Annotated in this window: 20 protein-coding genes and 1 tRNA gene; 14 read left to right on the top strand and 7 right to left on the bottom strand. The window is 59.0% G+C overall.

The window, feature by feature from the left end; translation table 11 throughout:
• The 4 genes from PSV43_RS04370 to PSV43_RS04355 form a co-directional block, all read left to right on the top strand.
• Positions 1-2,384 (top strand): MMPL family transporter (locus PSV43_RS04370; RefSeq protein ID WP_300194161.1); only part of this gene is annotated, 2,384 nt, incomplete at its 5' end.
• Positions 2,385-2,475: 91 nt separating this feature from the next.
• Positions 2,476-2,550 (top strand) — tRNA-His (locus PSV43_RS04365).
• A 46-nt stretch (positions 2,551-2,596) separates the two neighbouring features.
• Positions 2,597-3,328, top strand: coding sequence for a ribonuclease III (gene rnc, locus PSV43_RS04360; protein ID WP_300194159.1), 732 nt, complete (start codon positions 2,597-2,599; stop codon positions 3,326-3,328).
• A 216-nt stretch (positions 3,329-3,544) separates the two neighbouring features.
• Positions 3,545-4,975 (top strand): aldehyde dehydrogenase family protein, encoded by a 1,431-nt coding sequence (locus tag PSV43_RS04355; RefSeq protein ID WP_300194157.1) that lies wholly within the window; start codon positions 3,545-3,547, stop codon positions 4,973-4,975.
• A 37-nt stretch (positions 4,976-5,012) separates the two neighbouring features.
• On the opposite strand, the gene PSV43_RS04350 is transcribed toward PSV43_RS04355, so the two are convergent.
• Positions 5,013-6,776, bottom strand: a complete 1,764-nt coding sequence (locus tag PSV43_RS04350) for an SLC13 family permease (protein ID WP_300194155.1) — start codon at positions 6,774-6,776, stop codon at positions 5,013-5,015.
• A 96-nt stretch (positions 6,777-6,872) separates the two neighbouring features.
• A complete protein-coding gene (locus tag PSV43_RS04345) occupies positions 6,873-7,433 on the bottom strand; it encodes a hypothetical protein (RefSeq protein ID WP_300194153.1) in 561 nt (186 codons plus the stop codon).
• Between the two features lie 135 nt (positions 7,434-7,568).
• Here PSV43_RS04345 and PSV43_RS04340 point away from each other — a divergent pair, with 135 nt between their 5' ends.
• Together PSV43_RS04340 and PSV43_RS04335 are read left to right on the top strand one after the other, a co-directional pair.
• Positions 7,569-7,877, top strand: a complete 309-nt coding sequence (locus PSV43_RS04340; protein ID WP_300194151.1) for a DUF485 domain-containing protein — start codon at positions 7,569-7,571, stop codon at positions 7,875-7,877.
• Between the two features lie 51 nt (positions 7,878-7,928).
• A complete protein-coding gene (locus tag PSV43_RS04335; protein WP_300194150.1) occupies positions 7,929-9,500 on the top strand; it encodes a sodium/solute symporter in 1,572 nt (523 codons plus the stop codon).
• A 154-nt stretch (positions 9,501-9,654) separates the two neighbouring features.
• Here the strand turns inward: PSV43_RS04335 and PSV43_RS04330 are convergent, their stop codons facing one another.
• Genes PSV43_RS04330 through PSV43_RS04310 form a run of 5 tightly spaced genes read right to left on the bottom strand, consistent with a single transcriptional unit; the run spans position 9,655 to position 16,360 of the window.
• The gene (locus PSV43_RS04330; protein ID WP_300194148.1) at positions 9,655-10,623 is read right to left on the bottom strand and encodes an oligopeptide/dipeptide ABC transporter ATP-binding protein; all 969 of its coding nucleotides are present in this window, start codon (positions 10,621-10,623) and stop codon (positions 9,655-9,657) included.
• A complete protein-coding gene (locus tag PSV43_RS04325; protein WP_300194146.1) occupies positions 10,620-11,606 on the bottom strand; it encodes an ABC transporter ATP-binding protein in 987 nt (328 codons plus the stop codon). The genes PSV43_RS04330 and PSV43_RS04325 overlap by 4 nt, the downstream gene beginning before the upstream one ends.
• Positions 11,603-13,582: an ABC transporter substrate-binding protein gene (locus tag PSV43_RS04320; protein ID WP_300194144.1), complete on the bottom strand. Its 1,980-nt coding sequence runs from the start codon at positions 13,580-13,582 to the stop codon at positions 11,603-11,605. The genes PSV43_RS04325 and PSV43_RS04320 overlap by 4 nt, the downstream gene beginning before the upstream one ends.
• Positions 13,579-15,093, bottom strand: a complete 1,515-nt coding sequence (locus PSV43_RS04315) for an ABC transporter permease subunit (protein ID WP_300194142.1) — start codon at positions 15,091-15,093, stop codon at positions 13,579-13,581. The genes PSV43_RS04320 and PSV43_RS04315 overlap by 4 nt, the downstream gene beginning before the upstream one ends.
• Before the next feature lie 13 nt (positions 15,094-15,106).
• Positions 15,107-16,360 (bottom strand): ABC transporter permease, encoded by a 1,254-nt coding sequence (locus PSV43_RS04310; RefSeq protein ID WP_300194140.1) that lies wholly within the window; start codon positions 16,358-16,360, stop codon positions 15,107-15,109.
• 146 nt (positions 16,361-16,506) lie between these two features.
• On the opposite strand from PSV43_RS04310, the gene PSV43_RS04305 reads away from it, so the two are divergent.
• The 8 genes from PSV43_RS04305 to PSV43_RS04270 all read left to right on the top strand — a co-directional run bounded on the left by PSV43_RS04305 (position 16,507) and on the right by PSV43_RS04270 (position 26,950).
• Positions 16,507-17,400, top strand: a complete 894-nt coding sequence (locus PSV43_RS04305; protein ID WP_300194138.1) for an aspartyl protease family protein — start codon at positions 16,507-16,509, stop codon at positions 17,398-17,400.
• A gap of 63 nt (positions 17,401-17,463) precedes the next feature.
• The gene (locus tag PSV43_RS04300; protein ID WP_300194136.1) at positions 17,464-18,510 is read left to right on the top strand and encodes a retropepsin-like aspartic protease; all 1,047 of its coding nucleotides are present in this window, start codon (positions 17,464-17,466) and stop codon (positions 18,508-18,510) included.
• A gap of 158 nt (positions 18,511-18,668) precedes the next feature.
• Entirely contained in the window at positions 18,669-19,475 is an 807-nt protein-coding gene (locus tag PSV43_RS04295; RefSeq protein WP_300194134.1) for a cytochrome c3 family protein, read from the top strand.
• Positions 19,476-19,498: 23 nt separating this feature from the next.
• Entirely contained in the window at positions 19,499-22,795 is a 3,297-nt protein-coding gene (locus PSV43_RS04290; RefSeq protein ID WP_300194132.1) for a TAT-variant-translocated molybdopterin oxidoreductase, read from the top strand.
• A 9-nt stretch (positions 22,796-22,804) separates the two neighbouring features.
• Positions 22,805-24,268 (top strand): NrfD/PsrC family molybdoenzyme membrane anchor subunit, encoded by a 1,464-nt coding sequence (nrfD, locus tag PSV43_RS04285; protein WP_300194129.1) that lies wholly within the window; start codon positions 22,805-22,807, stop codon positions 24,266-24,268.
• Positions 24,269-24,289: 21 nt separating this feature from the next.
• Positions 24,290-24,889 carry a DUF3341 domain-containing protein gene (locus PSV43_RS04280; RefSeq protein WP_300194127.1) on the top strand — a complete coding sequence of 200 codons (600 nt, stop codon included), beginning with the start codon at positions 24,290-24,292 and terminating at the stop codon, positions 24,887-24,889.
• 18 nt (positions 24,890-24,907) lie between these two features.
• Positions 24,908-25,597, top strand: coding sequence for a cytochrome c (locus PSV43_RS04275; RefSeq protein ID WP_300194125.1), 690 nt, complete (start codon positions 24,908-24,910; stop codon positions 25,595-25,597).
• A gap of 24 nt (positions 25,598-25,621) precedes the next feature.
• Positions 25,622-26,950 (top strand): hypothetical protein, encoded by a 1,329-nt coding sequence (locus PSV43_RS04270; protein ID WP_300194123.1) that lies wholly within the window; start codon positions 25,622-25,624, stop codon positions 26,948-26,950.
• The last annotated feature ends 7 nt before the right edge of the window (positions 26,951-26,957 follow it).

Here is a 26,957-nt window from a genome sequence, read left to right as displayed (position 1 = left end):
ACATGAAACCCGCCTCGCTTCGCCTGTTCTTTATCATTCTCGTCATCGTGGCGGGGACATTCGGTGTTTCGCGGCTGGATTTCGATGTCGATCCACTGAGCCTGCTGCCGCAGGAGCTGCCGGGGCTGCAAGGCACACGCCTACTGCGCGAGCAGAAGCGCAATCTGCTGCTCATCACCGTGCAGGCGGAAGATCCGGCGGTGGTCGAAGTCACGGCGGATGCGCTGGCCGAGCATCTTGCCGCGAAACCCGAGCTATGCGCGAGTGTGCGCAGCAAATCTCTTCTGCAGTCTGATCCTGAAATCATCGCCGAAGTCGTCGCCTATCTCTGGCTCAATGCGCCGCCGCAAGAAGTGGCGAAGCTCATCGCCTCGCTTGATCCCGCATCGATCTCGGCGCTGCTGGCTCAATCCAAGGCAGCGGCAGGTGCTTCGCTGGATCTGCAAAACGCCACGCTCACCGGCTACGATCCGCTCGGCCTCGCACGCGGTGCGTTGTCACTCATGAGCGGCGGTGGCGACATGAGCAGCCTCATGGGCGATGAATTCAGCAGCGCCGATGGCACGCTGCGTCTGCTGTTTATCACACCACCGGGGCAGGCGCTCGCGGATTATCGCGCGGCCAATGCGTGGCTCACGCAGATCAAAAAAGCGGTGCGCGAGGAATGGCTTCCACAGCAAAGCGAACTCACAGGCGTGAAGATCGGCTTCACGGGAGATCCGGCGTTTCAGGCAGAAATCGCGACTGGCATGGAAGGGGACATGCGGCAGTCCATCGGAGCCGTCACCTTCATCGTCGGCTTCCTCTTTTGGCTGCTGCACCGCAGTGTGAAGCCGCTGCTCTGGCTGCTCCTCGCCATTCTGTGCGCCAACCTGCTCACGCTCGGCACAGCGGGTGCGATCTATGGCTCGCTCAATGTTATGTCGATGGGCTTCGCGGCTATCTTGACGGGTTTGATCGAAGACTTTGGCGTCTATGGTCTGCACGTCGCACGTGAGCACCCGGGTGAACGATTTGGCAGCATCTGCCGGCGTGCGCTGCCCAGTGTCACGTGGTCTGCAGTCAGCATCGCCGGCATCTTTGCCATGCTGGGCCTCAGCCAGCTTCCCGGCGTTGCACAGCTCGGGGTGTTGTCGGCACTCGGCGTGCTGATCGGCGCAGCGGTTATGATCTTCGGGTTTCTACCGTTGGGCATGACCACGGGGAAACTGGAGGAGCATCATGGCACCATTCGCCTGGCCATGCGGATGCAGGGCATCATGGTGTGGCTGGTCTTGGCCGCCCTGATCGCAGCCACTGCAGTGGTGGGCTTGAAGGGCCTGCCGAAGATGGATTTCGGTTCGGCAGTGCTGCGGCCTGACAAGAGCGAGGCCTTCGATGTCTTGGAGGACATCGAGCAACGCATGCTCAACACCAGCAACGAGCCAGGACGCAACGTGCCGCTAGTCTTTGCGGCCCCGGATGCCACCGCCTTACGCCAGAGCATCCTCGCTGCACAAAAGGTGCTCAAGAGCGACGAAGTCGAAGCGCAACTGCTGCCCCTCGCGTTGGTGCCCGATGCCGCCGCGCAAAAGGCGAATCTCGCCGTTCTGCAATCCCTCACCGCACGCGAAGACGCCTTCAAACAAGCCGTCGATGCCGCCGGATTCACTGACGTCGCCTACGCCCTGACGCAGAACGTCTTCAAGCAATGGCGTGAATGGGCCGCCGCCAAAACGGCGCTGCCGCTATGGCCCAAGCCCATCGTCCTCGAAAATCTCGGCGGCATTGTTTCACAACACGACAAACACGGAGTGATGGCCATGGGTTCCATGAGCCTCGCCCAAGGGCACACCCTGGACAACGCGCCCGTGCTGCACGAATTGGAAAAGGTTCCAGGTGCGCATGCTGCAGGCTGGGCCTTTCTGCGCACCTCCCTGGAGCCCCTGCTAAAACGTGAGATCCTGCACGTCGTCGTGCCCACCGCAGTCATCGCCAGCATCTTGTTTATGTTGGTCTTTCACGGCTGGCGGGAGCGCACGTTCGCCTTTTTCACCCTCGCTTCCAGTGGCTGGATTCTCCTTGGCGGCATGTCAGCCTGGGGTCTGACCTGGAACCTCATGAGCATCGGGGCCATACCGCTTTGCCTAGGCTTGGGTCTCGATTTCACCATCCATGTCATGCACTCCCTGCGTGAGCCCGGAATGACCCGCGAACGTATCGCGTCACTGGGCCGTTCGCTTGCCTACTGCGGACTCAGCACCGGCCTGGGCTTTGGGGCTCTTGCCGCCGGCAGCAATCGTGGCCTCATCACCCTCGGCATGACAGCCATGATCGGCGTGCTCACCGTGCTTATCACCGCCGCCTTTGCCCTGCCATGGGTCTGGTTCCGGCGGAAGGGCTGAACTCAGCCGCTACCGGCACTTTGAGCCCCCCTGTTTTTTCGCTGGCGCAAACGTTCCTCCTGCGTACTATGCTTGACTCTCGGTAGAGATGGTGGCCGTAGTTCAACGGTAGAGCCCCAGATTGTGATTCTGGTTGTTGCGGGTTCGAGTCCCGTCGGTCACCCCACTTTTTCATGGAGTGCTGCCGGACTTCCGGCTACTAACAGGCACTCATGCAACCGCTGGAACAAGTCATCGACCACACCTTTCGCGACCCCGCGTTGCTTCAGCTCGCGCTCACGCACGGCAGCGTTGGCTACGAAAACCAGCGCGCTCATTCCGATAATCAGCGCCTGGAATTCCTCGGCGACGCTGTACTGCAGCTCGCGCTTTCCCATCTGCTCTTTCAGCGCCTCCCCCAGGCAGACGAAGGCGTTTTGACCCAGGCACGCGCCCAGCTCGTCTCCACCAAGGCCCTCGCCCGCATCGCCCGCCGCATTGGACTCGGTGCCTACCTGCACATCGGGCGTGGTGAAGAGGTCAACGGCGGCCGGGATCGTGAATCCACCCTCGCCGATGCCCTCGAAGCCGTCGCAGGGGCCATTCATCTCGATTCAGGCACCGACGCCGCCCATCAATTTGCCGCACGGCTCTTTGCCGAAGATCTCGAAGCGTTGAGTCGCGGCCCATTGGACGCTAATCCCAAAGGACAGCTCCAGGAACTCATTCAGGCGGTGGGCGTGGAACCCCCTCTATATGAGATCGTCGGTGCTGAGGGGCCTGATCACGCAAAAAACTTCATCGCCACCGTCTCCTGGCGGGGCACGCAGCTTGGCCGCGGCACCGGCCGCAGCAAAAAAGACGCCGAAGTCGTGGCTGCCCAAGCCGCGCTCGACAACCCAGCGCTCCGAGAATTGCTGCGAACAACTCGTGCACAACTGGACCAACAAAACCGCAAGGTATGAGAGCAAGGGCGAACAGTCCGGGTTGTTCGAGCTCGCTCACAATTCCTGCCGGATCCGTTCACAGCCCGTCTGCCCGTGGAACCCTTGTGTTTCCAAAGGGGAACCCACTTGTTGCGCTTGTTCGCAGTACTTACGGATATGAGTAATTTAACAAACTAGCTAACCCCAATCATAAGAGCTGGGAACAAGTCAGTTTTTGAAGCGGAATCGAACCCAATGGACCCTTCACACATCAAGGAAGTTTTTGAGGCGCAGCGTAAAAATCGCTGGAACATCGCACAGACCACGGCGGAACAGCGCATTGCCAGGCTGAAGCTGCTCAAGGCCGGCTTGCTTGCACGGAGGCATGAGATTGTGGCAGCGATGAAGAAAGATTTCGGCAAGTGCCAGGCGGAAGTAGCCATCTCCGAAATCGCGCCGGTCACAGATGAAATCGCGTTTGTCTGTGGGAATTTGAAGCGCTGGATGAGGCCACGGCGTGTGGGCGGTCATCTCTTCACGCTGGGGTCACGCAGCGAGGTACGCTATGAGCCGAAAGGCCAGGTGCTCATCCTCGCGCCGTGGAATTATCCGGTGAATCTATTCCTGCTCCCGCTGGTGGGTGCCATCGCTGCGGGCAATGTGGTGATGATGTCTGCGTCAGATCGCACTCCCCACACGGAAGAGCTGCTGACACAGCTCATCAATGAAACTTTTCCTTCGAACGAAGTCGCTGCCTTCAGAGGCGGTGTGCCTGCCGCAGAAGCGCTGATGGAATGTCCCTTCGATCATGTATTCTTCACCGGCAGTCCTGTGATTGGCAAAAAGATCATGGCCAAAGCAGCGCAGCATCTGGCCAGTGTCACACTGGAACTCGGTGGCAAATCACCTGCGGTACTGGATGCGAGTTGCGACATTCCCAAAGCAGCTCTCGCCATTGCCATTGGCAAATTCCTCAATGCCGGCCAGACCTGCATCTCTCCTGATCATGTCTGGGTGCCACGCGCTTTGTGCGTCGAATTTCTGTCGGCCATCAGCAGGATGATTCGTGAGTTTTATGGCGACACATCGGAGCAGCGCCGTGCCTCACCCGATTTTGCCCGCTTGGTGGATGCGCGTGGTTGGCAGCGCATGAAGCATTTGCTGGACAGTTCCATCACCGCAGGCGCGCAGGCCGTCATTGGCGGTGAAACAGAGGAGGCCACGCGCTATGTATCGCCCACGGTGCTGAGCGGTGTCACCACAGACATGCTCATCATGCAGGAGGAGATCTTTGGCCCGCTGCTGCCGGTGCTCGTTTATGATTCGCTGGATGAAGTGCTCGCTTTCATCCAGTCTGGTGGCAAACCGCTCGCTCTGTATGCCTTTGGTCATGATGAGACTTTCATCCAACGCATGCTGCGTGAAACCAGCGCCGGCGGCAGCGTCATCAACAACACCTTGCTGCATGTTGTGAACCCGCATCTACCCTTCGGTGGCACAGGCCAGAGCGGTCAGGGCAGCTATCACGGGCATCACAGCTTCCTCACGTTCTCGCATGAACGCGGCGTGGTGCATCAGGGTGGCTTCATAGCGTCCTTGGTGCCTTTGCCACATCCGCCTTACTCGAAGATGAAGGCCATTGAAAAAATCGTGCTGAAGCAGAAGACGGGACTCGGGCCTGATTGAGTAGTACGACAGGCACCCGTGTCTGTCGATACGCGGACTACATCAGCGGCCAGAACCTCGGCACCATGGTTAATATGACAATGAGCATCACCAGGGTCAGGCCACCGCCGACTTTGATAAAGTCCGCAAAGCGGTATTTGCCGGGGCCATAGACGAGGATGCAGCTCGGCTCAAACGGCGTGAGCATGGACGCAGAGGCGCTGAGCATGACACCGATGGCAAAGGTGCGCTGATTGGCACCCATCAACGTAGCGGCCTGCAGAGCTACGGGCAGCACCACCAGCGCAGCGGCGGCGTTCGACATCGGCTGGGTGAGCAGCATTGTCAGCAGGCAGAAGCCAGCGAAGACCGCAAAGACGCCCATGGGTTGCAGCAAGCCGGTGATGAAATTGGCGACCATGGTCGATGCGCCAGAAACCTGCATCGCTTCGCCAAAGGCCATCATGCCTCCGATCAGGATGAGCAGCCGCCAGTCGATGTTGGCGTAGGCGTTCTCCAGTTTGATGCAGCGCGTGATGACCGCCAGCATGGCGACCATCACAAAGGCGACGGTGTCGGGCACCCAGCCGAGGCTGCTGGCGATCACGGCGAGAACAAAGCTACCCAGCAGCATGAAGCCACGCCTGCGGATTTGCGAACTGAACTGGTACTGGGTGATGACAATCAGGTCATTGCCTTCCTCAAAGACGCGGAAGCGGTCGCTCGGCCCCTGCAGGAGCAGCACATCGCCCGGCCGCAGTTTTTCGTTGGCCATGTGATGCATCAGCGAACGATCTCCACGCATGAGGGCGAGTACCGAGAGACCGGTGCGCTGGCGGAAGTTGTTTTCGCGCAAGGACCGGCCCACAAAGCCGGAACGCGGCGTGAGGACAACTTCGGCGACTTGGGCATCGCTGATGTCCACGCCGGAACTGCGGAGAGTGACGTCTTCGAGAATGTCGATGCCCTCAATCTTCTTCACCCGGATCAGCTTTTCCACCTTGCCTGCCACCAGCACGACATCGCGCTCCTGAAAGCGGAGCTTGGGTGAGGCATCGAGCGTCTGGTCACCCCGGCGGATCTTCATCACTTGAAATTCCATCGCGGAAAAGTCCGAATCGAAGGCGGCCTGGCCGATGAGCGGCGAATCGGGCAGCACCATCACTTCGGCAAAGTAGTCACGCATGGCGTCCCCGGCGATGGCGGAAGCGCGGTCACGCTCCGGAACCAGGTGGGTGCCAATGAAGACCATGTAGAGGATGCCGGCCAGCATGAGCACGAGACCGATCGAGGTCAGCTCAAACATGCCCAGCGGCTCCAGCCCCAGTTTGGTGATGGCACCGCTCACGGCCACGTTGGTGGAGGTGCCGATCAGCGTGCAGGTGCCGCCCATCAGCGAGGCAAAAGCCAGCGGCATCAGCAGGCGTGAGGGTGGGATGCGAAGCTTGCGCGAAAGGCCCATTACCGGGCCGACAAACACCGCCGTGACCGTGGTGTTGTTCATGAAGGCGGATATACCGCCCACGACGGCCATCATGAAGCCCATGAGCCGCTTTGGATGCGTGCCGAAGGTCTGCGCTAGGAAACCGCCCATCGTGTCCAGCACGCCGGTCTCACGCAAAGCAGCACCGATGACAAAAATCGCCGCCAGCAGGATGATCACACGGTCGCCAAATCTGCCAAAGGCCTGCTCCGCATTCAGAATGCCGCACATCACCAGCACACAGAGCAATGACAATGTGACGAGATCCACGGAGATTTTCTCCGTGGCAAAAGCGATGACGGCTACGATGAGCAGTCCGATAACGATCCAAGCATCCATTTTCGCCGCACCAGTGGCGCAGGGACTTACACTGCTCAAGGAACAAGCCGCGCAAACCATGCCTGCCTGCCGCTTTTGTGGAAGCAGCACCTGATCCTATGAGGCGGCAGGGCGTTTGAGGCGCAGGATCATGACGGACGAGACCAAAATCGTGCCGCAGAACACCAGGCGAATGGCGCTGAAGACAAAGCCTTTGCTGAATGCCGCATCGCCATGCAGCACATCGAGCAGAAAACCGCCGATGTGGTAAGTGGCTGCAAGGCTGGCGAGGATCAGCAAGGGGCAGGCGATGTGGAGCGCCCTGGCTCCGCCGACCAGATAGCCACCGCCCGCAAAAGCCGCCGCGCAGAGCGCCGAGACGGTGAATTCGAGCTGGCCTGAACCGTATTTTAGAAAGTTGGGCAGCAGCAAGGAAACCCCGAAAAGGCACCAGAGCGTCATCAGTATGGCTGGAATGAGCAGCCGGGTTTGCCACACACCCAGTTCAGTCTGCCAGCGTTTCTTGTCATTCACAGCGGCGAGCTGCTTCTCGCACGTGGCGATCTGCTCGTCGGTCAGCACCTTTCCCTTGGTGCGGTGGCTCCAGCAGGCGGTGCAGAAGTCATCGTGAAAATCCACGAGTTTCCCGCAGTGGGAACACTTTTGTCGTGGATTCATGAGCCCTTTTTCGAGGTATTGGATAAAGAGTCAAGCAACGCTCTGTCATGGGGAATGGAAAACAGGCGGCATTTTCGTCTCCGCTGCTTTCCACCCTTGCCATCCAGCCTCTGTCTCCATACTCTCGCGCCCACTATGAGCGAAAAATCACCTGTGAACTGGGAAGCCCTCGAGGCGAAACCCGAATTCCGTGCACTGCTGGCGCAAAAAAAAGCCTTCATCATTCCGGCTTTTATCTTCTGCATGCTCTACTACCTCGCGCTGCCGGTGCTGGTGGGTTACTACCCTGAGATGATGAAAACGAAGGTCTGGGGAGAGGTCAATGTGGCCTACGTGTTCGCCCTGTCGCAGTTCATCATGGCCTGGGTCCTGGCCTTTCTCTATGTACGTGTCGCCGCTAAGTGGGACAAAGCTGCCGCCTCAGTGATCCACGGTCTGGAATAAGCCCCCTGCAGTTGCACCTCCCGTCTTAAATTCGACTCCCTTTCCTTTTCGATGAACAATGTACCTTTGATCATGTTCCTGGCCTTCGTCGGCCTCACGCTCCTCATCACCTTCTGGGCGGCCAAGAAGAACACCGGAGCCAGCGCCTACTTCGCTGCTGGCCGCAGCATCACCGGCTGGCAGAACGGCCTCGCCGTAGCTGGTGACTACATGAGCGCCGCGTCCTTCCTCGGTATTTCCGGCATGATCTATGTCGCAGGTTATGACGGCTTCATGTACTCCGTGGGCTTTCTGGTCGCCTACATCACAGTCCTGCTCATCGTCGCCGAACCGCTGCGCAACGCGGGTAAGTACACCATGGCCGATTTGCTGGCCTACCGCCTCAAGCCGCGCCCGGTGCGTGCCCTCGCCTCGCTCAGCACGCTGGTGGTCTCCACCTTTTACATGATCGCGCAGATGGTCGGTGCAGGTGCCATCATCAAGCAGTTGATCGGAGTCAGCTTCGAACCGGCAGTGGTTGGCGTAGGCGTGCTCATGCTCGTGTATGTCGTCTTCGGCGGCATGCTGGCCACCACCTGGGTGCAGATCGTCAAGGCGCTCCTGCTCATGGTCGGCGCGGTGATGCTCAGCTACCTTGTCCTAAAGTTTCACCATTTCAGCTTCACTGAATTCTTCAACTCCGTCGCTCATGCCGACTACGGCGGCACTGAGACGCCGAAAAACCTCATGGAGCCGGGTCTCAAATTCGGTGTCGCTGTGGCGGGGCCATGGGGGCCAATCGATCTCATATCGCTATGCCTCGGCCTCGTGCTCGGCACCGCCGGTCTGCCGCACATCCTCGTGCGCTTTTACACTGTTCCTGACGCGAAAACCGCACGCTCCAGCGTGGTCTGGGCCATGGCCATCATCGGTGCCTTCTACATCATGACGACCCTCTTTGGATTCGGTGCCGCGACCATCATCAAAAAAGCCCTGCTCACCAGCGACGGCAAAATGGATGCCAACTTGGTCGCCCCGGTCCTGGCCCAGGTGCTTGGCGGCGAGTTCTTCTTCGCCTTCATCAGCGCGGTGGCCTTCGCCACCATCCTCGCCGTCGTCGCCGGTCTCACCATGAGCGCCAGTGCGTCGTTTGCGCATGACTTCTATTCCAACGTCATTCATCACGGCAAAGAGAACCGCCCCGGCAAGGAAATCCGCGTCGCCCGCATCACCGCCTTCGTCGTCGGCGCAGTGTCGATCTTTCTCGCGATCAAACTGCAAGACGTGAACGTCGCCTTCCTCGTCGGTCTCGCGTTCTCCGTCGCCGCATCGGCCAATCTGCCCGTCATCGTGATGAGTGTGTTTTGGAAACGCTTCAACACCACCGGAGCCGTCGCCGGTCTGGCGGTCGGTCTGGTGGCTTCCATCGTTCTCATTCTGCTCAGCCCCAGCGGCATCTACGGCAAGGAAGGCGCTCCTTTCCCGTTGAGCAATCCTGGCATCGTCAGCATTCCCATCGGTTTCCTTGCCGCCTGGCTGGGCACGATCTTCAGCGCCCGTGATTCTGAAGGCGAAGCCAAATTTGCCGAGCTCAAAGTCCGCGCCCACACCGGCCTAGGTGCGGAGAAGGCGACTTCGCATTGATGCTTACTTGCGGAAGAGGTCCGCTTGCAATTCGCTTTGCGTGATGATCGATTTCAATGTGCCCACCGCAGTCTCGCGATGGTTGGGGACAGAAACCGTTCGTCCGCTCATGTGAAGATCATTTCACAGGATGTCCCGTTCGACATCGAGTTTTTTACGTGCAGCACGGACAGGGCTGCACGAAATGTCCCGGCGCGATTTCCTTCAGCGTCAGATCCATGCCCACACTTTGCTCCCACTTCGGATGCTTCATGCGGTGGCCGAAGGCGCAGCCGGGGGGCGGGTTGATCGGCGAAGGCACGTCGCCACGCAGAAGCTGACGTTCACGGCGCTGCGTCGGATCAGCGATGGGGATCGCATCGAGCAAGGCTTTCGTGTACGCATGGCGCGGGTTTTGATAGAGCTCTGTGGCAGGCGCGAGTTCGACGATCTTGCCGAGATACATCACTGCCACGCGGTCACTCATGTGTTTTACGACGTTGAGGCCGTGGGCGATGAAGAGGTAGCTGAGGCCCATGTCGCGCTGCAGATCGAGCAGCAGATTGAGCACCTGGCTCTGCACCGAGACATCGAGCGCGGAGACGGGTTCGTCGCAGATGATGAGTTTGGGCTTCAACGCGATGGCGCGTGCAATGCCGATGCGCTGGCGCTGACCGCCGCTGAATTCGAAGGGGAAACGATCGGAAGAAGCCGCGCTGAGACCGACTTTGTCGAGCAGCTCGGCCACCCACTTTTTGCGTTCGGGCGGCGTGCCGATCTTCTGCACGATGAAGGGCTCCTCCAAAATATCGCGCACGGTGTGGCGTGGATTGAGCGACTCGGCCGGATCTTGGAAGATCATCTGAATATGCCGCCGCATAGGCCGCAGAGTTCGCATGCTGGCATGCGTGATGTCCTGGCCTTCAAAATGAATGCTGCCAGCGGTTGGATTGAGCAGACGCACGATGGCTTTGCCGAGCGTGGTCTTGCCGCAGCCGGATTCACCGACGAGGCCGAGCGTCTCGCCTTCACCGAGGGAAAAACTCACGCCGTCCACAGCTTTGCAGGAGGCCACGGAACGCCGCAGCAGACCGCCGCGTACGGGGAAATGCTGCTGGAGGTTTTGGACGGTGAGGAGGCTCATGCGACGCAGATGGGGCAGTTCTCCACCCAGTGGTTGGCGGAAATTTCGACAAAAGGCGGGCGTGTGTTCAGGTGCTCGGCGCTGTGCGCACGACCTGAGCGCTCGCCAAAACGGCAGCCGGGTTTGAAGTCGGCGATGCCGGGTACGTTGCCCGGAATGGCCTTCAATTGGGTCTTCGGCATGCTGTCGATGCGTGGGATGCTTTCCAGCAGGCCCTGGGTGTAGGCGTGGCGCGGCTGTGCGAAGAGTTCAAATACTCCGGCACGCTCAATGATGCGTCCTGCATACATCACCGCCACTTCATCACACACCTGGGCGATGACGCCGAGATCATGGGTGATGAGGATGACGCTCATGCCCATCTCTTGCTGTAAATCAGCGATGAGTTCGAGAATCTGCGCCTGCACGGTGACATCCAGCGCCGTGGTCGGCTCGTCGGCAATGAGGAGCTTCGGCTTGTTGATCAGCGCCATGGCGATCATCACCCGCTGGCGCATGCCGCCGCTGAGCTGATGGGGGTATTCATTCAGGCGCTGAACTGGTGCCGGGATGCGCACCTTCTGCATCATGTCGATGCTGCGGGCCAGCACATCGGCTGTGCTGCATTCCGTGTGCAGCAAAATGGCCTCAGCAAGCTGACGGCCCACAGTCTGCACAGGATTCAATGCCGTCATGGGCTCCTGAAAGATCATGCTGATGTCGTTGCCGCGTACCCGCTGCATTTCCTCGATGGGCAGAGACGCCAGATCACGGCCTTCAAAGTGGATGCTGCCACCGAGAATCTTGCCGTGCGGCTGTGGCAGCAGGCGGGTGATGGAAAAAGCAGTGACGCTTTTGCCGCAGCCTGATTCACCGACGATGCCGAAGGTCTTGCCACGCGGCACATCAAAGCGAATGCCATCGACCGCCGTCATGCGGCCCGCGTCGGTGTCAAACGCGGTGACGAGGTCTCTGACTTCGAGGATGGGGGCGGTGTTGCTCATGGCTTGTCCTGATACTGGTCGAAGACACGACTCGTCTCGCCGAAGCTGCGTCCTACGCGCATGGCCTCAAGGGTTTCCTTCTTGATGTCCTCGTCGATCCACCACACGAAGCTATCCTGTCCCTCGCGGCTGTATTTGCAGTTGCCGTCGGCGGGCCAGCGCAACCATCGGGTGTGGAAGTAGCGATAGAGAGGCACCTCCCAGGTGGGGATCTCAGTGGCGCGCCGTTGCGCCTCCTCCTCAATGATCCAGCTCAGCCGCTGCACCTCGTCCTCATTGGGCGCTTCACGGCACTGGATGATGAGCTTGTCCAGCTCAGGGTCGGCGGTCTGGGTGAAGTTGTTGGTGTCCGTCTTCGGCTTGCGCGTGCCGTCTGGCAGGATCTCATAAGCGTTGTCACTGTGATAGAACTGCCAAAACTCAGGATACGGCGGCCCGGCCCCGAAACCCGCGAGGATCAGGTCGTGCTTTTTCTCGCCGCCTTTCTTGAAAAGCTGCGTGAAGTCCAGCGACTCGATCTGTAGATCCAGCCCGGCTTTCAGCGCGCCTTCTTTCCAGATCAGCCCCGCCTGGGTGTAGAGCGGCATGGCACCAAGCGAGAGCACAAAGGAGAGACGCTTGCCCTCTGCGTTCATCAGCACGCCGTCGCGCCCCGACTTGGTAAAGCCCGCCTTGGCAAACGCCTCCCGCGCCTTGGCCGGGTCATACGTGCGTGCGTGCAGATTGGGGCTGGTGAAACGGCCAAAACCTGCAAAGGCACTTTGCATGCGCAAGGCGTCATCACGCAGCACGACGGCGATGACCTTCTCCATGTCAAAGGCGTGATGCACGCCTACGCGTACGTCCAGATTGTCCAGCAACGGCTTGCCCGTGTTGATGTAAATGCAGCGTGGGTTGCGAGGATATTGGTTGTAGAAAGTGTAGCGTTCGAGGTAGCCGTTTAGCAGCTCGGGGACATCGCCACGATCATACCAGAAAGTCGGCGGCAGCATTTGGGCGCTGCTTGAAAACAGGTCCAGCTTTCCCTGCCGCAGCAGTTCGAAGCTCTTGTCAATCGTGCTGACCATCCGGTACACAAGGCGGTCGGCGTTGAAGCGGTGCTTGTAGTACTTCTTGTCTTTGGCCCACCAGTTTTCCACCCGGTGGAGGGTGATGCTGCGGCCGAATTTCACATCCTCGGGGAGGATGTCGTAGGCACCTGTGGTCGGCATCTTGCGCCACTGGTAGCGGGCTGGGAAGTCCTCGGCAAACTCACGAAAGAAGTGGCGCGGCAGAGGCATGAGCGTCGCGATCAGCACCGGGTCGGGGTTCACCTTGGTCAGCGTGATGGACATCGTGTGCTCGTCGTATTTCGTGACCGCAGCAAACTCACGCGGGAAGTAGTCCGCCTTGTACGGATCCTTCGCGTACTTTGACATCGAGACATAGAAGAACATGAAATAATCCTCCACCGTCACCTTCACGCCGTCGGAATAGGTGGCGTCCGGGTCGAGCCGGAAGAACACCGTCTTGCGATCCTCGCTGATGGCCCACTCCTTGGCCAGGCACGGCATCCACTTGTCCACGTTGGGGTGCCGCACCACGTGGTTCATTTCGATGTTGTCGTAATGCTGGCCGCGGAAGGTGTTGCCGCCCTCCGGTCCGATGAAACGCAGCGTAGGCGGGAAATTCGGCATGTCGTAGTTGAAGGTGCCGCCCTTCTTTGCCGCCGGGTCACCGATCTCCGGCAGGTCCATGCCATTCTCCCACTTCAGGTTCGCCGGCACGTCGGCAAGCGTCTTGAATTGGTAAAAATTCGGCTTCGACTTCCAGTCCGCCTCCACCTCTACGGTGTTGTCATAGGGTGGGAAACGGACGTCTTCGCTGCGCTTGCAGGCGGACAGCACGACACATGCCGCCGTGGCAATCAGCATGAAGGTCGCCGTGCGACGAATGCTGGAACCTGCTGTTCCTTCCACTGTGATCTCTTGCTTCATTCGTAGATGGTGAACTTCTTCGGATCGAACGCCTCACGCACGGCCTCACCGACAAAGGTGATCAGGACCAGCACGGAGGCCATGGCGGCGAAGGCGCTGCTCACGATCCAGGGATAGGAGAAATTATCCACGCCTTCGTGAAGCAGGCGGCCCCAGCTCGGCTCGTCTGGCGGCAGGCCGAAGCCCAAGAAGTCCAGTGCGGCCAATGAAGTGATGACCCCGGACACCTCGAAGGGTGCCAGCGTGACGAGGATGGCGATGACGTTTGGCAGCACCTGGCGGAAGATAATGCGCGGCGTACTGGCACCCAGCAGGCGCGCGGCAGCCACATAGTCACGCGTCTTCTCTTTATAGACCGCTGTGCGCAGGTAGCTCGTGGTGCTCATCCAGCCAAACGCGGCGATCAACATCACCAGCACCGTCAGACTGGGACTGACCAAGGCGCTGACAATGGACACCAAAAAAAGGAACGGCAGAACCGACCACACCTCAATCAGCCGCTGGCCAACAATGTCCACCACACCGCCAAAATAGCCCAGCGCCCCGCCCACGATGATGCCCACACCGAAAACAAGCGTCACAAACAGCACGGACGCCACCAGCACTTGCTGCCAGCCGCCATAAAGCATGGCCAGCACGTCCTGCCCGGTGCCGTTGGTGCCCAGGTAGTGCTTGTGAATGGCGGACGGCTCTGAGGGGGGATAGACCAGCCTCTTCCACTCCGCATGAGCCATCGGCTCCAGGGCTGCCGCCTTGCCCTCGCTGAAGTCGGTGTAAGCCACACGTTTGCCATTTTCATAGCGGCCTTTCTCGACCTGCTCGCCCGCCTCGTTCCAGCCGCGGAAGTCGCCATGCTTCACCCCCTTGCGGAATTGGAACTCCCGGCGCTTCTGCTCCATGTTGCTGGCGAACACCGTGTAGGCTGTGCCGTCCAACGGACGGGAGGAGCCTGGCAGGTACAGCACTTCTCCGCGCAGGTCCAATATTTCGATGGTTGGAGGCGAGTCGAGCTTGGGCGAGTAAGGAACCAGTGGCATCAGCACCCAGTTGCCCTTTTTTTCCAACCGGCAGAGTTCCTGGAGCTCGCGGTAGTCCACCTCGGCGGAGGAGGCGAAGCCGAAGGTTTTGCCCTGGAGGAAGTCGCTGCGGAGGAAGGGAAAATAATAATGACCTGCGTGCTTCACCACGAGCGCGCGTTTGCCCACGATCAGATTGTCCAACGAGGCCAGCCCTGAGAGCACCAACAGCAACACGAAAGACACGTAACCCCGCCGCAGCGAGCGGAAACGCCGCAGCTGCTTCAAGGTCAGCGGGCTGAACTGCCACTCGTTCCGAGCGCGCAATATCAAGCGAAGGCCAAAGGCCCCCACCACTGCCAGCAGGATAAAGCCCAGTACGTCTCCTCCTAAAAACGGCGCTTTGAACACCGGCACCAGCACACGCAACAGCCGGAAGACTGCGGATAAAACCGCGAACACAAGAAGACAGATGCCGGTGGTGCGTGGGGTCATGCGGCGTGTGGGTTCATTCAAAACGGACGCGTGGATCAGTGAGCGCCACCAGGTAGTCAGACAGGATGTTGCCCAGCATGATCAGCACAACGTCGACGGTGAGAATCCCCATCACCAGCGGGTAGTCGCGGTCGGAGATGCTCTGCACCATCAGCAGGCCAAAGCCGTCGATCTGGAAGATTTTCTCGATCAGCATGGAGCCCGCCACAAAAATAGTCGTGATGCTCCCCAACGTGGTGACAATGGGGATGAGCGAGTTCCGCAGCGCGTGGCCAATCACTGCCCGGCGGAAGCTGGCACCCTTCGCAATGGCCGTGCGCACATAATCCGCCGCCAGATTGTCCATGAGGTTGTTCTTCATGAGCATGGTCATGAAGGCAAAGCTCCCGATCATGTAGCAAATGAGCGGTAAAATCGCGTGATGGATGACGTCCCACACCTTTCCGAAAAAACCCAGAGAGGCGAAGTTTTCACCCGTAAAGCCTTCCGTGGGAAACCAGCCATGACGTGCGGCAAGGTACACCACCAGCAGACTGCCCAGCAAGAAGCCCGGAATGGAGTAGCCGATAAAAATCAGCATCGAGGTGACGTTGTCGATCATCGTGCGATGCTTGATGGCCTTCAGCACGCCCAGAGGAATGCAAACCAGATAGCTCAGGATGAAACTGGTCAGGCCGTAAAAGATGGAAACCGGCATCTTGGACAGCATCATCTCCAGCACTGGCTGGTTGTAGCTGGTGGAGAGGTGGAAGTAGCCATGGAACATTCCCTTGAATACCGGCCGGTAAACCACCACATGCTGTTTCTCTGGTTCCACCCTTGTCTTCCAGCCCTCTAATGTCGTGGGGTCTGACGCAGTGAGGTTCCCATCGCGGGAAAGCGTGGCCGGGGTGACCTTGTAAGCATTGGTGGCAGTCCACTGCTCCCGGGGCAGCAGCACCTTCAGGCTGACCGGCATTTCCTTCACGTCCTTTTCAAACTTTACAAACTGCGGTGTGTTCTCACGCGGCAGGACGCCCAGCCACATGCCGTAAGCGTACAGGAAGGATTTGTCGAAGCCATAGTAGGAGGCCAGATCGGCAAGCTGCTCTTCGGAAAGCGAGGCACCTGCGTTTTTGCCCCCGCCCTTCTCATTCATCATCGCCATCTGCATCGTCCGCTCCATCGGACCACCCGGGGTTACCCGTGTGATTCCGAACACCACCAGCGTCGCCCCGATCAATGTCGGAATGATGAGCAAGAAGCGGCGGATGAAGTAGTCGCGCATGAGGCGTTTGGCAGAAAGAAAAAGAAGTCTCCGACAATACGCCGCTGCGCACAAGGTTTTGTGTGTGATTTGAAGGAATCGTCATCTCACTTCGCAAAACCACCGGATGCGTCTGCGTGGAATGGAGGTAGTCATGCTTCAGTCGCATGAAAACACCCTTCGCAGTTCTGATCGTATGTCTGATGTCATCTTGTGGGGTGCCGTTTTTGGCGGTGGCACCGCAGAATCCTATGGCGGATGTGGCGGTGCCCATGCAGCTCCGTGCGGGGACGCCGCATGTCATGGCCAGCATCAACGGCCAGCGCGCCATCCTGCTGCTGTTGGACACCGGCGCTACTCTGAGCGTGTTCGAGCCTGACGTGGCGACCGCCTGCGGTCTTCTCCCCTCCGGTGGGCGCAGACTGCAGATTCGCGGCGTTCATGGGACAGCGGATGCCAGCCAGGCGGTGATGAGCACGCTGGACCTCGGCCAATGGCACACCACCAATGTGCGGTGCCTGGTGCGCGGCATTTCCAACTTTCGACCCGACGGGCTTGGCAGCGCCATCCTTGGCATGGATCATTTGCGCCGGCATTGCAGCTTCATGACTCTTGATTACCAGCGCAACACGGTTGAGCTGGGTTTTTCACGCACGTTTCAACCCACGCGCAGCAGGGTGACGCGCACGCCGCTGCGCTGGTCGATGGGCATGCCCGTCATTCGTGTCAGCTCCGGCGGCATCTCCTGGGACGCGGTGGTGGATTCGGGTTCAACTTGGGGCATCGTGATCAATCAAAGCACCGCCGCACGGCTGGGACATGCCCACGACGGCGTGGGCATGGGCCGAGGTCTGATCCTGAGTGGTGTGGGTGGCAGTGTGCAGGCGGATCAGGTGGGTGCGCGCACGATTCAAGTGCCTGCGGCCACGCTGTGCGGGGAGACTCACCCAAGGGCAACTTTGTACGTCATGCCGGGGCCCATGCGCATCGGGTCACGCTTTTGGCAGGGTACACGTCTGACCGTGGATTTTCGTGGCAATGCGCTCTGGCTGGAGCGTTGACCGCAACTCTTGTGCGCAGCGCCGGTTGACAGTGGCAACCCTTCCATGGATGACTTGCGCATCATGAATCGTACGCACTTCACCATCGTCTTAAGAATGGCTCTGGTGCTCAACGCCTTGATAAGTCTCACGGGATGCGCCGACTCGTTTGCGGTGAAAAATGAGGCGCTGCCAGATGAGATGCAGAAACAGTTGCAGGCCCAGGCGATTTCGGCATCTGAGGTCAAGTTGACAGAAAAGGGCGGCATGAACATCCGAACGCACAGCGTGCCGCCGCCGGAGGGTGTGCTCAAGGTGCCCATGAATTATGAGAATGGCGTTCCGTACCTCAAAGTCAGTCTCAACGGCCACAAACCAAAAAAGTTCATGCTCGACACCGGGGCGGCCAGCAGTGTTTTCGATGCGGAACAGGCGGTGGAATACGGCCTGCGCACCGTGCCGCAGATACGTCCCACCATGGTGGGCGTGTTGGGAAAAGAACCGGGCATGGCGGCGATCATTCCTACCCTGCAGATCGGCACGTGGCGGCTGGAGAACCTCCCCTGCATCATCCGCATGCAGCGCACGGCCATAGGCAGCGGCATGCTGAAGGAGCACTTGGGGATCTCCTTGCTGGGCGTGAACATGCTGGCCAAAAACTGCAAGTACGCGACGCTCGATTTTTTAGAGGAGGAGTTTGAGTTTGGCCTGACCCGCAGTTTTCCCGGTCCTGTTCGCAAGCACATGCACAAGGCCAGCCTGAGCATGAAGCACGGGGTGCCGACGACGCTGCTCAAATGCCGCGGGCTTTCCTGGGAGGGTGTGGTCGATTCCGGTTCTGTTTTCGGTGTGCAGCTGGACCGCCGTGTCGCTGAAGTACTTGGCTATAAAAATGGCGGTTGGGATGTGGGCGGAAACTACCTGATCACGGGTGTCGGCGGTGCGCAGACTCCTAAGGAGGCCAATGTGCGGGTCCTGGAGTTCAGGTCCCTCGGCCTGTTTGGGTCTTATTACCCCTTCGCGCAGGTGGATGTGATGCCTGGTCCGTCACGTCTTGGCACTTACCTGCTTGAGGACTATCGAGTGACCTTGGATTTCGAGCACAATGTGCTCTGGGTCGAATGGGGTTGAAGCACTCCTCAGTATTTTTTTGAGACAGAATCGCAATAGACAAGCATTGCGCATAAAAGTTCAAAAAAATCAAGATGACGGTTGCAAACCTGCTCTCGTCTCCCTATTCTAAAATCCCTTGTGAAATTTTTCACAAGCTCATCTTTCCGACACTTTCTATGGCTAACTTTTTTCCGCGTTGGAGCAACTGGCTGCCGCTCAAGCTCGCCATTGCCGTCGTGTTCATTGCCTTCGGCGTGAGTGTCGGCATTGCCTACTACTTCACACCAAAATACACTCGCGTAGGTTATGAACCGACGCAGCCTGTGCCCTTTTCGCACAAGATCCATGCGGGACAGCTCGCGCTCGACTGCCGGTACTGCCACAGCTTCGTTGAGTCCTCCAGCCACTCGAATGTGCCGACGAATCAGACCTGCTTCAACTGCCATGGCCCGGGCAAAGGCAATATCCGCAGCAACTCTCCCAAGCTGGAGATGGTGATCAAAGCCAACGAAACCGGCAGCTCGATCCCTTGGGTCAAAGTCCACAAGGCGCCTGACTACGTCTATTTCAATCACAGCGCCCATCTCAACCGCGGCATCTCCTGCGTGAACTGCCACGGCAAGATCAACGAGATGGAAGTCGTCCGCCACGATCAGCCCCAGTCCATGGGCTGGTGCCTTGACTGCCACCGCAATCCCGAGAAGAGCCTGCGCCCTCTCGAGTTCGTCACCAAGTTGGACTACAAGCCTGATGATTTGAAGCGTGACGAGTTTTATAAGACTCTCCTCGACAAGAAGGTTCCGGCAGGCGAGATCGCCACTACGATCGGCGGTGAAGGCGCCAAGGCTGACAGCCTTGAACAGATCGTCGCTCTCGCGGAGAAAACTTACGGCAAAAAAGTGACCCAGACTGAAGTGGGCACCCAGATTAAGAAGCACTGGCAGATTCAGCCGCCGGAATCCTGCACCACCTGCCATCGCTAACCCGCCGCCCCTTTTTCTGACACATGAAAAAAATTTGGAAGCATCCTGAGGAGCCGCAGAACGCTAAGCGTTACTGGCGCAGTGTCGCCGAACTGGACCGTCGTGAAGATTTCTTGAAGAATCTGGGCCGTGAATTCCCTGAGGGGGACACCCTGAACGAGGAAGAGCGTGAGAACAGCCGCCGCGAGTTTTTGAAGATCATGGGTGCCAGCGTGGGCATGATGGGTCTGGCCAGCTGCCGCCGTCCGCTCATCAACATCCTGCCTTACACCCAGCACGTCGAATGGATGGTGCCGGGCAAGTCGCTGATGTACGCCACATCCATGCCGCAAAACGGCGGTGCTGTGCCCCTGGTGGTCACTACCCACGAAGGTCGTCCGACTCATCTTTCCCCGAATCCGCTGCACCCGCTGGGTGGCGGTCTTAGCAGTTTTGCACAGGCTTCCGTGCTGGATCTTTACGATCCTGAGCGCTCCCAGAAGCCGATGGGCGCTGGCAAGGAACTCTCCTGGGCCAAGGCGAACGAACTGCTCTCTGCAGCCATTGCTGAAGCGAAAAAGTCCTCAGGTGCCAGCCTTGGCATCGTGATGGGCGGCTCCACTTCTCCGACCTACCAGCGTCTGCTGGGCGAGGTGAAGGCTGCTTTTCCCCAGATTAAACTGTTCCAATACGAAGCAGTGGGTGGCGAAGGCCAGTCCGCAGCGAGCAAGCAAGTGCTGGGCGCTGATGTGAAGTCCTTCGTGAAGCTCGGCTCCGCGATGCGCATTCTCTCACTGGACTGCGATTTCCTCGGGGTGGACCCTGTGGCAGGCGAGCCCATCTCTGCCTTCACCAAGCATCGTGCTAAGGACAAGGCGACGGCGGACATGAACCGTCTCTACGTCTTGGAAAATCGTTACACGCTGACCGGTGGCATGGCCGATCATCGCAAGCCGCTCGCGGCAAGTCTCATCCCTGTGGCCGCAGCCTTGATCGCTGCTCAGCTTGGAGACGCCTCCGCCAAGGCATTGGCTGATACGGCACCCGCAAGCCTCAAAGACTGGATCGCTCCTGCGGTGCGTGATTTGATCGACAACAAAGGCAAGGCCGTCGTGCTCGCTGGTACCCGCTATGGCGCGGAAGTGCATGCACTGGTCGCTTCGATCAACAACGCCTTGGGCGCTTACGGTTCAACCATCGACCTCCTTCAAGCACCTGCGGCTCCTGAGCTCGGCACCTTCGCCGATTTGCAGACTGCAATCGGTGGTGGTCAGGTGAAAACACTCATTTCGCTGACTCCTGCCAGCCTCTACTATGATGCACCGGATGCTGCGGCACTGGCCAAGCTTGTGGCAGACAAAGGCGTGAAGCTCATTCACTTCGGCACTCAGGCAAACGTCACGTCACGTCAGGCTGCGCTGCATATTCCAGCCGCTCATTATCTTGAAGTCTGGGGAGACGTGCGTGCCGCTGATGGTACATACTCGATCGTCCAGCCGATGATCGCACCGTTGTTTGACGGTGCCAGCCGTGTGGAAATCCTGCTGGCTCTCCTCGACCGCAAAAAGCTCGGCCCGGTCGAAGCAGCTGCGCCTGCCGCCGCTGGTGCCGCCGCCGCTCCTGCTGCCCCGGCCGAAGACGCCGCTTACACCGCTGTGCGCGACACTTTCGCCACCGTGGCTGGCAGCCTCGACGAAACGAAATGGAATTTCACCCTGCGTGACGGTTTCCTCAAAGGTTCCGCCTACGCCAAGGCCGCCGGAGCCCCGAATGTCGCCGCAGTCGCTGACTTCGTCGCGAAAGCCACGCCAGTCGTCGCTCCGACGGACGATGCTCTCGAAGTCGTCCTCGTGCCTGACTCCAGCGTCTATGATGGCCGCTACGTCAACAACGCCTGGCTTCAAGAAGCGCCCGATCCAGTGACGAAACTCACCTGGGAAAATGCGGCTTGGATTGGCTCCTTCACCTTCCGTCGTCTGGGTCTCAAAGAAGGCCAGCACGTCAAAATCACCGTCGGCGGCGCCGAAATTGAAATCCCCGCCATCGAAGCTCCCGGGCATGTCTCCAATTCCATCACCCTGCCTCTCGGCTACGGTCAGATTGGCGTTGGCATGGTCAGTGGCGACCGCGGTGTGAACGCCTATGCCCTGCGCAAGCAGCCCGGCACGTTCGTCCTGAGCGGTGCCAAGATCGAAGTCCTCTCCACCGTCGCTGAACTCGCCATCACGCAGTCGCAGAACACGATGGAAGGCCGCGCTGTGTACCGTGAAGGTACGCTCGACACCTTCAACAAGGATGTCGCCTTTGCCCAGAAGACCGGCATGGACGGCCATATCCCGGAAAATATTTCCCTCTACAAAGGGCAGGTCGGTGTCAAATCCGAGACGAATCCAGACGGCTTCGACTACGAGAAGCAGCACCAGTGGGGCATGACGATCGATCTCAGCAAGTGCCTTGGTTGCACGGCTTGCATCATCGCCTGCCAGAGCGAAAACAACATTCCAGTTGTCGGTAAAGATCAGGTGCGCAAAGGCCGTGTGATGCATTGGATCCGCATGGACCGCTACTTCGCCGTGTCCAAATGGGGCACGCACAAGAATGAAGACGGCTCCGTGGGTGTGGATCAGGAAAGTACCTTCGCTGAAGACAACGCCACGCCGGAGCAGCTTGAGAACGCCGAAATGGTGCAGCAGCCTGTGGCCTGCCAGCAGTGTGAATCCGCCCCGTGCGAAACCGTCTGCCCTGTGAACGCTACCGTTCACACCCCCGATGGTCTCAACGCGATGGCCTACAATCGCTGCATCGGCACGCGCTACTGCGCGAACAACTGCCCTTACACCGCCCGCCGCTTCAACTTTTTCGATTACAACAAGCGCAATCCGCTCATCGAAACTTCCGTGCTCGGCCTGAAAGTCGGCAACCTCTACGCCGGCCCTCTGGGCGAGAAGCGCGAGGACGAAAGCCTCCGCCTCCAGCGCAACCCGAACGTCACCGTTCGTATGCGTGGTGTCATCGAGAAGTGCACCTACTGCGTGCAGCGCCTCGAATCCGCCAAAATCCTGCAGAAGCAGGTGCAGCGCGACTCCAAGGACTTCCGCGTGCCGACCGACACTGTGAAAACCGCCTGCCAGCAGTCCTGCTCGGCCGACGCCATCATCTTCGGTGATTTGGCCGATCCGAATTCCGCCGTCACCAAATCGAAGGCATCACCTCGCGATTATCAGGTGCTCAAATACATCGGTACCCGCCCGCGCACGAGTTACCTCGCCCGCCTGCGCAATCCGAACAAGGACATGCCCGGCGCAGAAAACATCGCCGTGTGGAGCAACAACCAATTCTAAACCGGACACATGGACGCCTCCGCTACAGCAAATAACACACCGCGCATCCTCGAACGCGAGCCGTTGGTGTTGAACAACCGCTCCTATTCGTGGATCACGAACCGCATTTGCGGCATCGTTGAAAATAAGCAGCCCGCCCTCTGGTGGGTCCTGTTCGTCCCTTCCGTCTTGCTGACGGGACTGATGGTGTTCTGCTTTACCTACCTCATCTCCACCGGCGTCGGAGTCTGGGGCCAGAAGCAGCCGGTCGCCTGGGCTTGGGATATCACGAACTTCGTGTTCTGGATTGGTATCGGTCACGCGGGCACGCTCATTTCCGCCATCTTGTTCCTCACGCGCCAGCGGTGGCGTACCTCGGTGAACCGTGCTGCGGAAGCCATGACGATCTTCGCCGTGATGTGCGCCGGTTTGTTCCCGGCCTTCCACGTCGGTCGTGTTTGGATGGTGTGGTTCCTCGCTCCGATCCCGAACGCCAACGCCATCTGGCAGAACTTCAAGTCTCCCCTCCTCTGGGACGTGTTCGCTGTTTCGACCTACTTCTCCGTCTCCCTTGTGTTCTGGTTCCTGGGTCTCGTGCCCGACCTTGCCACCCTGCGTGACCGCTGCCGTCCGGGCCTGAAGAAGTTCCTCTACGGCCTGTTTGCACTCGGCTGGCGCGGTGGCAACCGCCACTGGAGCCACTATGAGACTGCCTACCTGCTGCTGGCCGCTCTCTCGACGCCACTGGTGCTCTCCGTGCACTCCGTCGTGTCCTTCGACTTCGCCACTTCCGTCGTTCCCGGCTGGCACACCACGATCTTCCCGCCCTACTTCGTCGCAGGTGCCATCTTCGGTGGTTTCGCGATGGTGCTGACCCTCATGCTTCCCGTGCGCCGCATCTACGGCTTGGATGACCTCATCACAGCGAAGCACATCGACAACATGGCCAAGATCATCCTGCTCACGGGCACGATCGTTGGTTACGCCTACTGCATGGAGCTCTTCGTGGCCTACTACAGCGCCAATCCGTATGAAGCCGCTGCCTTCACGCTGCGTGGTCTCACCGGTCCTTCCACCTGGGCCTACTACTGGATGTTCAGCTGCAACGTGTTTGCCCCGCAGCTCTTCTGGAGCCGCTGGTGCCGCCACAATATCTGGGTCGTCATGATCGTCTGCATGTTCGTGAACGCCGGCATGTGGTTTGAGCGCTACGTCATCATCGCCACCACCTTGGAGCGCCACATGACACCGGGCTCTTGGGGCGTCTATCAGGCCACCTGGGTCGATAAGTACACCTTCCTCGGCACCTTCGGCTTCTTCATGATGCTCTTCCTGCTCTTCCTGCGTTTCCTGCCTGTCATCGCCATTGGTGAAGTCAAAGGAGTCTGCGCCCAGTCGAACCCGCACCAGGACGACCATGCTGAGAAGGGCATCCAGGAGGAAGACCTCATGGACTACGCCGACCGTCATGTCGCCAAACCCGTTGTCGCCTAACATTTTAACTGCACCCCGACTGTGAGCACCACCCTCAAACGAGTCCACGGCTACCTCGCTGAATTTGACAGCGTGAAGGATCTCTACCATGCCGCCGAGCATGTGCGCGATGCCGGCTACCAGCGCTGGGACGTCCATTCGCCCTTCCCGATTCACGGGATGGATGACGCGATGGGCAATCCACGCTCGAAACTCCCCATCCTCGTCTTCTGCGGTGGCATCACCGGCACCATGGTCGCTTTCACCTTGGAAACGATCACGCAGACCAACTTCTGGAGCAGCATCGGCCTCGGCTTCCTGCAAAAGATCGTCGAAACTTACCCGACCGTCGTGCAGGGCAAGCCTACCGACATCTGGACTCTGCCAGCATTCTTCCCGGTGATGTTTGAGCTGACGATTCTCTTCAGCGCCTTCACCACGCTGTTCGGCCTGCTGGCGCTCATCGGCCTGCCCCGTTGGAATCACCCGCTGTTTGTTTCCAAGAACTTCGGCAAATTCTCTGACGACGGTTTCTTCGTCTGCATCGAAGCCCGTGACCCCAAATTCTCCCAGGAAGGCACCAAGAGCCTTCTCGAAAAAGCCGGCGGCAAGAACATCGAACTCGTGGAGGACGAAATCTAAGCCTCGCTTACCCGCACCATGAAGTACTTCTTTCTCAGCTATCTCTTTGTTATCGCGATCGTCGTGAGCGCGTTTGGTTTCCGTGGCAGCAAATCTGAATTGCCGCCGCTCGAAATCATTCCTGACATGGATCAACAGGCCAAGGTGAAATACCAGGCCAGCAGCGAATTCTTTGCGGACGGCCGCGGCGCTCGCCTGCCGGTCAAAGGCACCCTGCCCATGGGTTTTGAAGTCCCCGCGCAACCAGCGTCGGCGACGGAGATTGCCAAGCCTGCCCGTATCGCTTTCACCAGCGGTCTGGGTTACTATGACACCGGTAAAGTCGGCGACTTCTACGGCGACGGTCTGCCAGTCGAAATCACCAACGACAAGACCGTCTTCAACGCTGAATTCATCAAGCGCGGCGAGCAGCGTTATAACATCAACTGCGCCATCTGCCACGGCACCTCCGGCAACGGCAAAGGTGTGACCTCCAAATACGGCATCCTCACCTCCTTCAACTTTCAGCAGGCTGGCAATTTGGACCCTGCCAATGCCGCAGCCTACCGCGCGGATGGTGCCATCTTTGATGTCATCACTCACGGCAAAGGCCTGATGGGCGGCTACGGCGGCAACATCACTTTGCGCGACCGCTGGGCTATTGTGGCCTACATCCGCTCCCTGCAAATCGCCGCTAAAGAGTCTGGCGCCACCCTTCCCCTCCAGTAACGGCACGATCACGCGAATCCCGGCATGAGTCACCACGTCACCTTCAAAGATCTGCCCCAGGGCGGAGAAAAATTCGAACCGGCCAAGGGCGGCAAGCTCATCGGCACATTCGGGCTTTTCGGCCTGATCGGCCTCGCAGCTTCAGCCTTCTTCTTCTTCAAGAACACGGACACTTTCGCCTACTCCTGGCTGTTTGCGGTCTTCTTCAGCTTTACCTTCGTGGCCGGCGGCTGCTTCTGGATCCTGCTCCACAGCGCCTCCAATTCGAGCTGGGGTGTCGCCGTGCGTCGTATCTGGGAAAACATGGCCAACATGGTTATCCCCTTGGCCATCCTTGCCTCCCCGTTGCTGCTGCCAGCCGTGAACCGGCCTCTTTATGAGTGGATGCAGCACCACGACCACGCGAAGACTTTGGCGGAGCATCATCACACTTCGGTCAAGGCAGCGCTTCACCATCTCGTGGTTGAAGGAGATCCTGATCAGCACCTGGCAGCCAACCCACACCTGCACGTGCTGGTCGCCAAGTTTGGCTACATGAACGTGAACGGCTGGTACATCCGCTTCGGGCTTTACTTCCTCATCCTCTGGTTCATCGCCCGCACCCTGCGCGGCAAGTCCGTCAAGCAGGATCAGGATGGCGACATCAAGCACACGATCAAAGCGCGGCAGTTCTCCTGCATTGTGCTGCTCTTCTACGCCCTGACCGTCACCTTCGCTGCCTATGACTGGCTTGTGGGTCTCGACTACACCTGGTTCTCCACCATGTGGGGAGTTTACATCTTCGCAGGCTGCGCCTGGTCCTCCATGGCGGCGTCAATTCTGATCGTCATCTGGCTGCGCAGTCTGGGCTACCTGCAGAAGGTTGTCACGGACGAGCACTACCATCTCATGGGTAAGCTGCTCTTCGCCTTCACGGTGTTCTGGGCTTACATCTCCTTCAGCCAGTATTTCCTGATCTGGTATGCCAACATCACGGAAGAAACCCGCTTCTACCTCACCCGTAACACGGAAGGCTGGCGCGATGTGTCCATCTTCATCCTCATCGGACATTTCGTCGTTCCCTTCCTCTTCCTGCTCTCGCAACAGAAAAAGAAGAACACCACCTACATCAGCATCGGCTGCCTCTGGATTCTGTTCATGCACCTGGTGGACATGTACTGGAATGTCATTCCTGAGCGCGGTCCCTCCCTGGGCCAGGGCGTCTTGGTTCCCTACGCATGGGTGCAGGACATTGCCGCTCTGTGCGCTGTTTTTGGCACTATGGGCTTCCTCTACCTTCGTGGTCTGGCCAAATACAGTCTGTATCCATGGCGTGACCCGCGCCTCATTGAGTCCGTGAACGTCATCAACTGATTCCCCG

It is taken from the genome of Prosthecobacter sp. (assembly GCF_029946185.1).
Classification (GTDB): Bacteria; Verrucomicrobiota; Verrucomicrobiia; order Verrucomicrobiales; family Verrucomicrobiaceae; genus Prosthecobacter.
Note: the sequence above shows the minus strand (reverse complement) of the source record. Positions and strands in the feature narration are given on the sequence as shown.